Consider the following 13,911-nt stretch of genomic DNA (forward strand, 5'->3'; position numbering starts at 1 on the left):
TCATGTCGCAAATCGTGAGCCGTGGTGGCCCAAATGCGATCATGTTTGGCCGCCGATGTTACCTGCAGCAGCACAGCGCGCGATTCCCGCCGCGAACCCGACCAGGAATCGACGGATTCGTTGCACGCTGCGCCGGCGCTTGCGCTGGCGAGACTGCTCGACACGACGATGTGTGAGCCGGCGCGGCCGCGTCAGACCGCGCGACGCGCTGACGCGCGTCGTCGACTACTCGTTGCGGGCGATGGTGTTGAGCCTGGTCAGGTCGTGCAGCAGGATGCGGCCGCGTTGCAGGTCGAGGATCTTGTCCTTGCGCCAGGCCTGGAGCTGACGGTTGACGCTCTCGCGCGCGGCGCCGACGAAGATGCCGAGCTGCTCCTGCGAGATGTGCACCTCGGAGCCGAAATCCTCGGCCAGCGCGCACAGCCGGCGCGCGAGGCGAATCGGCAGCGGCTGCAGCACCGACTCCTCCATCCGCTCGCTCTGCCAGCGGATGCGCTGGCACAACAGCTGGATGATCTTGATCGCGACCTTCGGCTCGCGCTCCAGGAAGCTCAGGAAATCCTCGCGCCGGAGCACGAACAGTTCGGTGACCTCTCCCGCCGTCGCGTCCGCAGTGCGCTCCTGCCCGTCGAGCACCGCGACCTCGCCGAACAGATCGCCCGGTCCCATGAAGTTGAGCGTCAGCCGGCTGCCATCGGTCGCACCGGTCTCGATGCGGACCTGGCCGCGCCGGACCCCGAACAGGGCATTGCCGGGGTCGCCCTTCTGGAACAGCACCTCCCCCGCGGAGAGGTGCTGGGTGTGGCACAGGTTCGAGATGCGCTGAAGCTCGTCGGCACCGAGGTCGGCGAACATCGGGTTCATCTTCAGAATGACCGCAAATTCGGCCTGCTTGCTCATCGGTATACCCATAGCAATGGTTTGAAAGCCCCAGTTACCGAAACCCCTCCGGCAGAAGTGTGTCATAAGTCACATAAAGGCGCGTGGGCTTCCGACTAGTTTGGTCGCTGTCGGGGCGGCTCTGGTTCCGAGATTGAATTTGAACCGGGTTGGCGTTGCCGCATGCTAACCCGTGTAGGCCGCTCGCGCGCCGCGATTGGGACATCGACATGAAGGCATTGAAGATCGCTGGCGGGTTGGTTGGCGCCGTCATCGTCGTGATCGCACTGGCGCTCGCGTTCGGACTGCCGGCGGGCTTCCTGACGGTGGCCATCCAGGACCGCGTCGAGCGCGACACCGGTTATCGCCTGAGCGTGGCGGGTTCCGCGAGCGTCAGCGTGTGGCCATCGCTGCGTGCAACGCTGACCGATATCACGCTGCAGGATGCGAAGGATCGGGACGGCAGCAATCGGCTGACCATCGGCAGGCTGCAGGCGGACATGACGCTGTCGAGCCTGTGGTCCGGCCGGCCCGACATCAGCGACATCATCATCGAGAAGCCGACCCTGTATATGCCGCTGCTGCGCGAGCGCCTGCGGGACACTGCGCCGCGTGCCCGCTCGGCGGCGAAGCCGGAGGCGGCGCCCGCCGTCCGGATCGAGCGGGTCACGGTCAAGGACGGCGCCGTCATTCTGTCCAACCCGCGCGACCGGGTCGAGAACCGGCTCGACGGCATCGGCGCGGCGGCCTCGCTGAGCGACGGCAAGATCAAGATCACCGGGACCGCCCAGGCCGGCGGCAGCCCCGTGACGTTCGACATCACGGCGGCCGCGCCGGCAATGCCGGTGGACCGGCAGACGCTGCCGGTCGAGTTCAAGATCGGCATGGCCAGCGCATTCCGCGGCGTGCTGGCCGGCCGCGCCGACGTCCGGCTCAACGGGCCCGTGGTGATGATCAACGGCCTCAGCGGCACGCTTGGGGATGGCGACTTCAATGGCTGGGCCTCGGTCGATCTCGCCAGCAAGCCGCTGGTGAAGCTCGATCTCGACGTGCGCCGGCTGGATATTGGCAGTCCGGCGACACATCGCGCCGCGGGTACTCCCGGCTGGAGCACGGCGGCGATCGATCTGCGCGGTCTCAACTATGTCGATGCGCGCGTGAAGCTGTCGGCGACGGATGTCGGCGTCGCCGGAGCGCGCCTCGGTCCGCTCGATGTCGAGGCGTCGCTGGCCGGCGGCTTGCTGAAGGCGACCATCGCCAATCTCGGCGCCTATGGCGGGCAGGCCAGCGGTGAGCTCGTCGTCGACGCCTCCACCGGCAATCCGGCCTACGCGATGCATTGTGATCTCGTCGGCATCCGGGCGCTGCCGTTGCTGCAAAACCTCGCCGAGTTCGACAAGCTCGACGCCCGGCTGCAGGGCAAGCTGGCGCTGCGCTCGACCGGCGCGAGCCAGCAGGCGATCATGAGCAATCTGAGCGGCTCGGCGTTTCTGCTGTTCCAGGACGGCGTGATCCGCGGCATCAACATCGCGCAGATGATCCGCTCGCTGACCACCAATCCGCTGTCGGGCTGGCAGGACGCCAAGGACTTGTCGACCGACCTGACCCAGCTCTCGGCCTCGTTCCAGGTCGAGCGCGGCCAGGCGGCGACCAGCGACCTCAATCTGATCGGGCCGCTGGTGAAGGTGACGGGCGGCGGCACGATCGATCTCGGCAATCGGGCGCTGGCCATGCGCGTCGAGCCGAAGCTGGTGATGACGACGGAAGGCCAGGGCCGCGCCTCGGATCCGGTCGGTCTCGGCATTCCCGTCGTGATCGAAGGCCCGTGGAGCCAGCCGCGCTTCTATCCCGACATGGCCGGCATCCTCGACAATCCGGATGCGGCCTATGCCAAGCTCAAGCAGATGGGGCAGGGCCTGTTCGGCAAGGATGGCGCCGGGCTCAACAACCTGATCAACGGCCTCGGCGGCCTGCTTGGGGGCGCCGCGCCCAACGCCGGCACCACGCCCCCCTCAGGCACGGCTCCGAACACGCAGGCGCCCGCTGCGGGTCAATCCGATCTGCTCGGCGGCCAGCTTGGTGCGGCGATCGGCAATCTGATCCAGCAGGGACTGCAGCAGGGCGGCACGCAGCCGCAGCCCAGAAGCCGCGGCCGGACCGTGGTGCCTTCCGAGGGCGGCGCTCCGCTGCTGCAGCCGCCGCAGGCCAATCCGGCGCCGCAGGCCGAGCCGGACCAGACCTCGCGGGATCGGTCCGAGCCATCTCCGGACAGCGCGCAGGACAGCCAACCGATGAACGACGTTCTCAAGCGGATTTTCAACCGGTAGCATAAGACCTCAATCTTTTGATGGCCTCCTCCGAATGGGGGAGGAGGATTGTCGCCGCCCATGCGACCATCAACGGACATGGCCGACGTCCGCCAGCGAGCCCGCCTCGCCTCACATTCTGTGCTAGACCAGGGCCGGCGGCGAAATCGCTCAGAGCAGACTGGTGCTGCCGCCAGAGTGTCGCTGCCGCGAGGATGGCAGCGAACGCGCCCGTCCGGGGTTTTAGCCTCGGCGAAGACGCGCGAGGGGTCCGGATGAACGAGGTCGAGAACAGAGGCTGGTCGCTGCGGCAGGGCCTGTTCGCCAAATATGTCGTCTCGCTGGTCGGGCTCGTGGTGTTCGTGCTGGCGGTGAACGGCGCGACCGAGACCTGGATCAGCTATCAGGCCACCAAGGCGAGCCTGACGGCCGCGATGGCCGAGAAGGCCGATGCGAGCGCGCGGCGGATCGACCAGGCAGTGTCCGACCTGCAGCGCCAGATCAGCTGGGTGACGCGCGCGAGTGCCAAGACGCTGGAGGACCGCCGCGCCGACTATGTGCAGCTCTTGAGCCAGGCGCCGGCCGTGCGGCAGCTCTATCAGCTCGACGGCCAGGGACGCGAGCAGCTCCGGGTCTCCCGCACCTCGATCTCGTTCTCGTCGGGCACCGACCTGTCGCGCGACCTGCGCTTCACCGAAACCGTCACACATGGCAGCAATTTCTCGGCCGTCACCTTCAAGGGCGCGCAGCCGATGATGTCGATCTCGGTCGCGCATTCCGGCTTCAACGCCGGCGTGACGGTGGCCGACATCGATCTCGACTTTCTCGACGACTTCATGACCGAGGCGCAGGTCGGCAAGGTCGGGGTCGCCTATATGGTCGATCCCAAGGGTCTGGTGCTGGCGAGCTCGACGAAGGGGCCGGCCGTGGGGCAGGATCTGTCCAAGCTGTCGCAGGTCGCGGCGGTGCTCGCGCCCGACGGACAGCCGCTGGCCTCCGGCACCGACAGTGAGGGGCGCGCGGTGCTGTCGGCAGCCGCGACGCTGCCCAAGCTCGGCTGGGCGGTGTTCTTCGAGCAATCGACGGCGCATGCGCTGGCGCCGATCCGCGATCAGCTGCTGCGTGGCGCGCTGCTGATCGCGCTCGGCCTCGCCGTGGCGACGCTGGCCGGCTCGTTGCTGGCGCGCCGGATGCTCGTTCCGATCACGGCCTTGCGCGCCGGTGCGCGCCGATTGGGCGCGGGAGATTTCGACCAGCGCATCGAGGTGAAGACCCACGACGAACTGGAGGAGCTGGCCGATCAGTTCAACAGCATGGCGGGCCAACTCGCGCAGTCCTACGCGGTCCTGGAAGCCAAGGTCGAGGAGCGCACGCGCGATCTCGCCCAATCGATCAACGAGCTGAAGGTGCTGGAAGAGGTCGGGCGCGCGGTGTCGTCCTCGCTCGATGTCAACGCGGTGCTGCCCACGGTGGCGGCGCGCGCGCTCGAAATCACCCATGCCGACGCGGTCCTGATCTATTCCTACGAGGCTGCGACGCGCAGCTTCAAGCTGGTGGAAGCCAAGGGCATCGGCCGCGCCCAGGATGCGGCCTACAATACGCTGGATGAGGAAGCGAGCCTGCTGGCCGAGTCGGTCCGCAGCGGCGAGCCGATCGCGATTGCCGAGCTCCAGACCGCGCCCGACCATCCGCTGCGCGACGTTGCAGTGGCGGCAGGCTTTCATGCCGTGCTGTTCACGCCGCTGGTCGATCAGCAGGGCGTGCTCGGCGCGCTCGTCGTGCTCAGGCGGACGGCCGGCGCGTTTCCGGCAAACCTGATCGGCCTGATGCGCACCTTCGCCCACCAGGCGGTGCTGGCGATGCGCAACGCGCGGCTGTTCACCGAGGTCGATCAGAAGGGCCGCGAGCTGGCGCTGGCGCACGGCACCGTGCAGCAGCAGGCGGCGAAGCTCACCGAGCAGACCGAGCAGCTGCGCGAATGGAACAAGTCGCTGGAGGACAGGGTCGAGAAGCAGCTCGCCGAGATCGAGCGTATCCGCAGGCTCGAGCGCTTCCTGGCGCCGCAGGTCGCGCAGATCATCGCCTCCTCGGATGGTCATGATGCGCTGCTGGAAAGCCATCGCCGCGAGGTGACCGTGGTGTTCTGCGATCTGCGCGGCTTCACCGCGTTCACGGAGACCACCGAGCCGGAAGAGGCGATGAATGTGCTGCGCGAATATCACGCAGCGCTCGGCAAGCTGATCTTCAAATATGAGGGCACGCTCGACCGCTACGCCGGCGACGGCGTGATGATCCTGTTCAACGCGCCGATCCCGTTCGACGACCACGCCACCCGCGCGGTGAAGATGGCGCTGGAGATGCGCGAGGAGATCGGCGGGCTGACCGAGCGCTGGAAGAACCGCGGCCACAGCCTGGGCTTCGGCGTCGGCATCGCGCTCGGCTACGCCACGATCGGCCAGGTCGGCTTCGAGCACCGGCTGGAATACGCCGCCATCGGCAGCGTCACCAACCTCGCCTCCCGGCTGTGCGACGAGGCCAAGGCCGGCCAGGTGATCGTCTCACGCCGCGTGTTCGGCGTCGTCGAGCAATCGGTCGACGCCAGGCCGATCGACGATCTGCACCTGAAGGGCTTCAACCACCCGGTGCTGGCGATGGAGATCCTGCGCTGGCGTGAAGAGGGCACCGAGACCGTCGATGTGGCCGCGGAGCGGCGCCGGTCACAGGCGACATGAGGCCGTGAGCCGTCGCGTCTCGAACCATGAGGCCTCATTGTTTCCGAAAAAAATTTATCGGAAATTATGATTACCTTCGCGCATCCCGTCTCGATGCAAGGGGCGTAGCGCGCGATCGTCACGACACGCGAGGCGGGGATGCGATGGCCGCGAGAGCTCGCAGCATGTCCTGACCGGATGTGCGGACGAACGGGCGCTTGCGGACGGTCAAGTCGCGTGGTCCTGGCCTCCCGAAGCTGAGGTCAAGTTCGCGCCGCTGGTGATGCACGGCGTGGACGACGGTGGCCAACGAGCCGGTGCACCGGGGAGATCGCGAAGCAGCCGTAAGCCCATCGCGCAGGGAATGCCGGATGTTCGGCTGAACCTGTGGTACCTGCCGCCTGCATTTTTTTCGCAGGCGGGCCATGGGTGAGGCCTTCACCCGGCATTCCCTGCGCCCTTGCGTTCTCGCGAGGGACGAACTGATGGATCATCTCGGGCATCATGTGCCGCGAGACAGCACTTCCATGAATCTGACCGAACTTCGCTGTTTGAATCGTGAATGCGCCCCACCCACCATCGTCGTTCCGGACAAGCCGTGACGCGCGAAGCACGTCGCGGCGCCGATCCGGGATCCATACGCCGCGGCGGATGTGAGTTGCGAGATGCCAACCACCAGCCTGCCCCAAACAACTCCCTGTGGTTATGGATCCCGGCGTTCGCCGGGATGACGGCGGAGTGTGTTGATGCCGTTTCGTTCGGCAACTCAGCGTGTGCAATGATTGTTAGCTGTGACGCTGGTTCAACACCCGTCATTGCGAGCGCAGCGAAGCAATCCAGGGGCCGAGTCTGCGGCTCTGAATTGCTTCGTCGCTTTGCTCCTCGCAATGACGACGCTGGGATCAGTTATGACCGCCCAGCTGCCGTAGGGTGGGCAAAGGCGCCTGGGAGGTGTTCGTTGCTGGACTACGCTGTCGCGCGCCGTGCCCACCGCGATCGTTTGACGAAGAACGGTGGGCACGCGTCGCCTTCGGCGACGCTTTGCCCACCCTACGTTTTCGCAACTAATAGGCCTGCTTGGCGTCGGCTTCCTCGCTGGTCTGGATCAGATCCAGGCTCGCCTCGATCTTGCCGATCAGCCGGTCGAACACCTTGCGCTCGTCCGCCGACAAACACGCCATGATCTCGCGTTCGCGCTGCTGCAGGCGCGGGATCAGTTCCTCGTACAGGGTCTTGCCCTTGCGCGTCAGCCGCAGGCGAAACTCGCGCCGGTCCTCGGCATTCTCGACCCGCTCGATCAGGCGGCGTTCCAGGAGCGACGTCACCGCGCGGCTGATAGTTGATTTGTGGGTGCGGGTGCAGGCTGCGACATATTGCGCGCTGCAGGCCTCGCGGCGGAAGCCGAGCGTCGCCAGCACCCGCCATTCCGGAATGTCGAGGCGATAGCGCTCGCGATACTCGCTCGCCAGCGCGGCGCTGACCTCGGCGGCCAGCCGATTGAGCCGGAACGGCGCGAACTTGAACAGATCGAGCCGCTCCTCGCCCTGCGGCAGTGCGGCATTCTGCTCGCCGTCGGCGGGTTTCGCCGGCCGCCTGGACGCCGCGGTGGGTGAGGTCGCCACGTTCGCGCTCCGATTTTTTTGAGTTGACGCGGCCGAGGCCGTCGGCTTTAGAATAGTTGCAGGTGAGACTATCTGGCAAGACAATCTGGAAGTCGGTCGTCTGGCAAGCTGGACGCAGGCCTCACCTGAGGAAATGTCGGTCGCTTCGATCTTCAAGAAACCATAAGGCGAGCAAGCCATGGTGCAGACCAATCCGGGGCAGGGCGCGAGCCAGGCAAAGGTTCAGTTCGGCTATATCAGACACCGCGATCAGGATCAGGCCACGCCGGCCGAGCATCCCGTCGTCGTGGTGGGCGCCGGTCCCGTCGGCCTGTCGTTCGCGATCGATCTCGCGCAACGCGGCCATGCGGTCGTCGTGCTCGACGACGCCGACCGCATCGGCGAGGGCTCGCGCGCGATCTGCTTTTCCAAGCGTTCGCTGGATTACTGGGACCGCCTCGGCGTCGGCGACCGCATGGTCGACAAGGGCGTGGTCTGGAACGTCGGCCGCATCTTCCACGGCCCGTCCGAGCTCTATCAGTTCAACCTGCTGCCGGAGCCCGGCCACAAGCGGCCGGCCTTCATCAACCTGCAGCAGTTCTACGCCGAGGCCTACCTGGTCGACCGCGTCAACGCGCTGCCGTCGATCTCACTGCGCTGGCGCAACAAGGTGACGGCGTTGGAACAGCGCAATGATCACGCGGTGCTGACGATCGAGACGCCGGACGGCCCCTATCGTGTGTCGGCCCAATATGTCATCGCCTGTGACGGCGCGCGCTCGTCGCTGCGCCAGATGGTCGGCGCCGGCTTCTCGGGAAAAGTGTTCGAGGATCAGTTCCTGATCGCCGACGTCAAGATGACGGCGGAGTTCCCGACTGAGCGCTGGTTCTGGTTCGATCCGCCGTTCCACGCCGGACGCTCGGCGCTGCTGCATCGCCAGCCCGATGATATCTGGCGCATCGATCTGCAGCTCAGCCGCTTTGCCGATCCGATCGTGGAAAAGCAGCCTGACAACGTCCGTCCGCGCATTGCGCGCATGCTCGGTCACGATCAGTTCGAATTCGAATGGATCTCGCTCTACAAATTCCAGTGCCGTCGCATGGAGCGGTTCATCCACGGCCGCGTGATCTTCGCGGGCGACTCCGCCCATCAGGTCTCGCCGTTCGGGGCGCGCGGCGCCAATTCGGGACTTGAGGACGCGGAGAACCTGGCCTGGAAGCTCGACCGCGTGCTGAGCGGATCCTCGCCTGAGGCGCTGCTCGAGACCTATCATCTGGAGCGGAGCGCGGCCGCCGACGAAAACATCCGGGAGTCCACGAGGGCCACGGATTTCATGGCGCCGAACTCACACCAGGAAGCCCGGTTGCGCAAGGTGGTGCTCGCGCTCGCCCGGGAGACCGAGTTCGGCAAGCGCATGGTCAATGGCGGCCGGCTGTCGGTTCCTTCGGTCTATGATACGCCGTTGTCGACCGAGGACGAAGCCGTCTGGCAGGCCGGGCCCTGCCCGGGAACATCGATGCCGGATGCGCCGCTCAGGGCTGCGGACGGACGGCAGCTTCATCTCACCGATGCGTTCAATGCTCTCGGCCGTCGCTTCACCCTGCTGTCGTTTGCCAATGGCGGGGCCATCGACGTGCCCGACGACGTCGGTGTCGTCAGCATTGGTGGCCCGGATGGGCTTGCCGACAGCGAGGGCTTTGCGGGCCGGCGCTACGCTGCGGAACCCGGCACATCCTATCTGTTGCGCCCGGACGGCTATGTCGCGGCGCGCTTCCGGCACCCCAGCCGTGCCGCGATCGAAGCCGCGGTCGCGCGCGCTTGCCGGATCAACTGAGGGAGCCGCACCGATGTCACTCTCGACTGCGTCCAATTTCGCCAAGCCCGACGATGCCTTTCGCGCCATCGTCGAAGCCCATCGCGGCCTCTCGGACCTCGAAAGCGCCGATCTCGATGCGGCATTGGTCCTGATCCTCGCCAATCACATCGGCGACATCGGCGTGCTGCACGGGGCGATCGCGCTCGCGAAACGCAGCATGGCCGATACCAGTCAACAGCAACAACAGCAGCAGCAATAGGCTGCGGCGTACACAGGGAATGAACTGATGGCGAAAGGTTTCGCATCCACCACCGACATGGCCGAGAAGAAGGTCACCTTCTCCGAGATCGGCCCGGACCTCTATGCCTTCACGGCGGAGGGCGATCCGAACTCGGCCGTGATCGTCGGCGACGACGGCTGCATCGTGTTCGACGCGCAGGCGACGCCGGCGATGGCGGGCAAGGTGATCGAGCGAGTGAAGACGGTCACCGACAAGCCGATCAAATATGTCGTGCTGTCGCATTATCACGCCGTGCGCGTGCTCGGCGCCTCGGCCTATCACGCGCAGGGCATCGTCGCCTCGCAGGAGACGCACCGGCTGATCGTCGAGCGCGGCCAGCAGGATTGGGATTCCGAGTATGGCCGTTTCCCGCGGCTGTTCCAGGACGCCGAGAGCATTCCCGGCCTGACCTGGCCGACGCTCACGTTCGAGGGCGAGATGATGATCCATCTCGGCAAGCGCGAGGTGCAGCTGATCCAGCTCGGCGCCGGCCACACCTCGGGCGATATCGTTGCCTGGGTGCCGGACGCCGAGGTGATGTTTTCAGGCGATCTCATCGAATATCACTCGGCCTGCTATTGCGGCGACGCTTATTTGCGCGAATGGCCGTCGACCCTGAACGAGATCCGCGACTTCAATCCCAAGGCGATCGCGCCCGGCCGAGGCGATGCGCTGAAGGGCGAGGCCACCGTGCGCGAGGCGATCGCGATGACGCGCGACTTCGTCAGTTCGCTGTATGGCGCGGCCGAGTTGTCGGTCGCCAAGGGACGCAGTCTCAAGGAGTCGATGGCCGCGACCCGCGAGGTCATGGATCCCAAGTTCTCGAGCTTCGCGATCTACGAGCACTGCCTGCCGTTCAACGTGTCGCGCGCCTATGACGAAGCCAGCGGCATCGACGATCCCGTGATCTGGACCGCCGAACGCGACCGCGAGATGTGGGCCCGCCTGCAAGGAGAAGGATGATGAACGTCAACACATCGCCTGACCAACTTCATCGCGCCTCAGGCCAGGTCACCCCGGGCTACATGTCCGGATTCGGCAATTCGTTCGAGACTGAGGCGCTGCCCGGCGCACTGCCGATCGGGCGCAACTCGCCGCAGCGCTGCGCCTACGGGCTCTATGCCGAGCAGCTGTCCGGCTCGCCATTCACGGCGCCGCGCGGCTCCAACGAGCGCTCCTGGCTGTATCGCATCCGCCCGTCGGTAAAGCACTCCGGCCGCTTCGCGAAGGTCGATGCCGGGCTGTGGCGCACCGCGCCGTGCCACGAGCAGGAGATCACCGTGCAGCAGCTGCGCTGGGATCCGACGCCGATGCCATCGGGCGAGGTCACGTTCCTGCAGGGCGTACAGACCATGACGACCGCCGGCGACGCCGCGACGCAGGCCGGCATGGCGACGCATGTCTACGTCATCACCAAGTCGATGGTCGACCAGCACTTCTACAATGCCGATGGCGAGCTGATGTTCGTGCTGCAGCAGGGCCGCCTGCTGTTCGTCACCGAGTTCGGCCGCATCGACGCCGAGCCTGGCGAAATCGTCGTGATCCCGCGCGGCGTGAAATTCCGGGTCGAGATTCCGGCGGGACCTGCGCGCGGTTATCTCTGCGAGAACTACGGCGGCGCGTTCACTTTGCCGGAGCGCGGCCCGATCGGCGCCAACTGTCTCGCCAATGCCCGCGACTTCCTGACGCCGGTCGCCTCGTACGAGGACAAGGACACGCCGACCGAGCTCTACGTGAAGTGGGGCGGCGCGCTGTTCAAGACCGAGCTGAAGCACTCGCCGATCGACGTCGTCGCCTGGCACGGCAACTACGCGCCCTACAAATACGATCTGCGGACGTTCTCGCCGGTCGGCGCCATCGGCTTCGATCACCCGGATCCGTCGATCTTCACCGTGCTGACCTCGCCTTCGGAGACCGCCGGCACCGCGAACATCGACTTCGTGATCTTCCCGGAGCGCTGGATGGTGGCCGACAACACCTTCCGCCCGCCGTGGTATCACATGAACATCATGTCCGAGTTCATGGGCCTGATCTACGGCGTGTACGATGCGAAGCCGCAGGGCTTCGTGCCGGGCGGCATGAGCCTGCACAACTGCATGCTGCCGCATGGCCCGGATCGCGAGGCGTTCGACCACGCCAGCAATGGCGAGCTGAAGCCCGTGAAGCTCACCGGCACAATGGCCTTCATGTTCGAGACCCGCTTCCCGCAGCGGATCACCAAGCATGCCGCGGAGTCCGGGACCTTGCAGAGCGACTACGCCGATTGTTGGAATGGATTGGAGAAGCGGTTCGATCCGAACCGGCCATAACAAAGACTCTCGCCGTCATTCCGGGGCGCCGCGACAGCGGCGAGCCCGGAATCCATAACCACGACAGGCCGTGTGGATGGAAAGCTGAGCCACAACCAACTCGCCTCACACATCTTCCTGTGGCTATGGATCCCGGGCTCGGCCCTGCGGGCCGCCCCGGAATGACGCCGGAAGGCTTGGCGCGAACGCAGGAACACAACGTGACCCACCCCAACGACCCCTCGCTCCGCTCGTTCATCCCGGTCGATCCGTCGTCCGACTTCCCGATCCAGAACCTGCCCTATGGCGTGTTCTCCGCCGCCGACTCGCCGAAGCAACGCGTCGGCGTGGCAGTCGGAGAGTTCGTGCTCGATCTCGCCGTTCTGGAAGACGAAGGTCTGCTCGATCTCTCGCCGGCCTACGAAGTGTTCGCGCAAGCCTCGCTCAACGCCTTCATGACGCTCGGTCCCGCCGTGTGGTCGAAGACGCGGGCCGCGATCAGTGCGCTGCTTCGCGACGACAATCCGCGGCTGCGCGACGACAAGCCGCTGCGCAGCCGGGCGCTGCTGCCGCGCTCGAACGTGACGATGCACCTGCCATTCCATGTCGCAGGTTACACCGATTTCTACTCATCGAAGGAGCACGCCACCAATGTCGGCGTGATGTTCCGCGGCAAGGACAATGCGCTGCAGCCGAACTGGCTGCACATGCCGATCGGCTACAACGGCCGCGCCTCGACGGTGATAGTGTCCGGCACCAAGGTGCGCCGTCCCCGTGGCCAGCTGAAGCCGCCGAGCGCTGATGTCCCGAGCTTCGGTCCGTGCAAGCGGCTCGATTTCGAGCTGGAGATGGGCGTCGTCATCGGCCAGTCGTCGGCGCTCGGCGAGATGCTCAGCAAGGCGCAGGCTGAGGCGATGATCTTCGGCTTCGTGCTGCTCAACGACTGGAGCGCGCGCGACATCCAGCAATGGGAATATGTGCCGCTCGGGCCGTTCCAGGCCAAGGCGTTCGCGACCTCGATCAGCCCATGGGTCGTCACGCGGGAAGCGCTTGAGCCGTTCCGTATCGCCGGACCGGCGCAGGACCCGACGCCGCTGCCCTATCTGCAGCAGAAGGCCGCGCAGAACTACGATCTCGCGCTCGATGTGGCCCTGCGTGCTGATGGCAGCAACGCCGCGCAGACCATCTCGCAGACCAACTTCAAGTACATGTACTGGTCGAGCGTGCAGCAGCTGATGCACCACGCCTCGTCCGGCTGCGCCATGAGCGTCGGCGATCTCCTGGGCAGCGGCACGATCTCCGGCCCGGAGAAGCATCAGCGCGGCAGCCTTCTGGAGATCAGCTGGAACGGCACCGAGCCGCTCGAACTCGCCGGCGGGGTGAAGCGTACGTTTCTGGAGGATGGTGATTCTCTCGTGATGCGCGGCTGGTGCCAGGGGCAGGGCTACCGCGTCGGCTTCGGCGAGGTCGAGGGTACGATCGTTGCAGCCGCCGAATAGCTACCTCATCCACCGCCGTCATTCCGGGGCGCGCGCAGCGCGAGCCCGGAATCCATACTCACAGGCGGACATGTCGTGCGAGCTGCTCGTGGCTATGCATTCCATCCACACGTCCAGTGGTGGCTATGGATTCCGGGCTCGGCTCTGCGTGCCGCCCCGGAATGACGAGGAGAGAGATCAGCGATTCTCCGGCAAGACGTCCTTCACCCCAGCCACGAACGCCGCGACCTCCTCGTCCGCGTATTTCAGATGCACGCGCTTGTCGGACGGTGTCTGCTTCGCCGTGCAGACCCCAGCCCGCCATTCCCGCGCCGGCCGGATCGGCCGCGGCGCGAAGCCACCGCCGCAGTTCGGGCAGACGTTGAACAGCTGCGTCTCCACGCAGTCAGCGCAGAAGGTGCATTCGTACGAGCAGATCCGCGCATCCGTCGCGGACGGCGGCAGGTCCTTGTCGCAGTACTCACAGTTGGGCCGAAGCTGCAGCGCCATGGTCGTCTCGCGGGTCTGGGAACGCGACGATTGTTGCAGAAG

Annotated in this window: 10 protein-coding genes; 7 read left to right on the forward strand and 3 right to left on the reverse strand. The window is 66.0% G+C overall.

Annotated elements, in window-relative coordinates:
- Positions 1–225: 225 nt before the first annotated feature.
- Positions 226–900, reverse strand: a complete 675-nt coding sequence (locus ACQR07_RS08115) for a Crp/Fnr family transcriptional regulator (protein ID WP_434901805.1) — start codon at positions 898–900, stop codon at positions 226–228.
- A gap of 209 nt (positions 901–1,109) precedes the next feature.
- Between ACQR07_RS08115 and ACQR07_RS08120 the strand changes: the two genes are divergently transcribed.
- Together ACQR07_RS08120 and ACQR07_RS08125 are read left to right on the forward strand one after the other, a co-directional pair.
- Positions 1,110–3,206, forward strand: a complete 2,097-nt coding sequence (locus ACQR07_RS08120) for an AsmA family protein (protein ID WP_434901806.1) — start codon at positions 1,110–1,112, stop codon at positions 3,204–3,206.
- Positions 3,207–3,460: 254 nt separating this feature from the next.
- Positions 3,461–5,917 (forward strand): adenylate/guanylate cyclase domain-containing protein, encoded by a 2,457-nt coding sequence (locus tag ACQR07_RS08125; protein ID WP_434901807.1) that lies wholly within the window; start codon positions 3,461–3,463, stop codon positions 5,915–5,917.
- A 1,043-nt stretch (positions 5,918–6,960) separates the two neighbouring features.
- Here ACQR07_RS08125 and ACQR07_RS08130 read toward each other — a convergent pair.
- Positions 6,961–7,518, reverse strand: a complete 558-nt coding sequence (locus ACQR07_RS08130) for a MarR family winged helix-turn-helix transcriptional regulator (RefSeq protein WP_434901808.1) — start codon at positions 7,516–7,518, stop codon at positions 6,961–6,963.
- A gap of 178 nt (positions 7,519–7,696) precedes the next feature.
- Between ACQR07_RS08130 and ACQR07_RS08135 the strand changes: the two genes are divergently transcribed.
- From ACQR07_RS08135 to fahA, 5 genes are all read left to right on the forward strand, one after another.
- On the forward strand, positions 7,697–9,331 hold the full coding sequence (locus tag ACQR07_RS08135; protein WP_434901809.1) for an FAD-dependent oxidoreductase: 1,635 nt from the start codon (positions 7,697–7,699) through the stop codon (positions 9,329–9,331).
- Between the two features lie 13 nt (positions 9,332–9,344).
- Positions 9,345–9,572, forward strand: coding sequence for a DUF2783 domain-containing protein (locus tag ACQR07_RS08140; RefSeq protein ID WP_434901810.1), 228 nt, complete (start codon positions 9,345–9,347; stop codon positions 9,570–9,572).
- A gap of 27 nt (positions 9,573–9,599) precedes the next feature.
- Positions 9,600–10,556 carry an MBL fold metallo-hydrolase gene (locus tag ACQR07_RS08145; protein WP_434901811.1) on the forward strand — a complete coding sequence of 319 codons (957 nt, stop codon included), beginning with the start codon at positions 9,600–9,602 and terminating at the stop codon, positions 10,554–10,556.
- Positions 10,556–11,902 carry a homogentisate 1,2-dioxygenase gene (gene hmgA, locus ACQR07_RS08150; protein ID WP_434901812.1) on the forward strand — a complete coding sequence of 449 codons (1,347 nt, stop codon included), beginning with the start codon at positions 10,556–10,558 and terminating at the stop codon, positions 11,900–11,902. Before ACQR07_RS08145 ends, hmgA begins: the two co-directional genes overlap by 1 nt.
- A gap of 200 nt (positions 11,903–12,102) precedes the next feature.
- Positions 12,103–13,380: a fumarylacetoacetase gene (gene fahA / locus ACQR07_RS08155; protein ID WP_434901813.1), complete on the forward strand. Its 1,278-nt coding sequence runs from the start codon at positions 12,103–12,105 to the stop codon at positions 13,378–13,380.
- A 177-nt stretch (positions 13,381–13,557) separates the two neighbouring features.
- On the opposite strand, the gene ACQR07_RS08160 is transcribed toward fahA, so the two are convergent.
- A complete protein-coding gene (locus ACQR07_RS08160) occupies positions 13,558–13,869 on the reverse strand; it encodes a DUF1272 domain-containing protein (RefSeq protein ID WP_434901814.1) in 312 nt (103 codons plus the stop codon).
- Positions 13,870–13,911 lie beyond the last annotated feature (42 nt).

This window comes from Bradyrhizobium sp. HKCCYLS20291 (assembly GCF_051167715.1).
GTDB lineage: Bacteria > Pseudomonadota > Alphaproteobacteria > Rhizobiales > Xanthobacteraceae > Bradyrhizobium.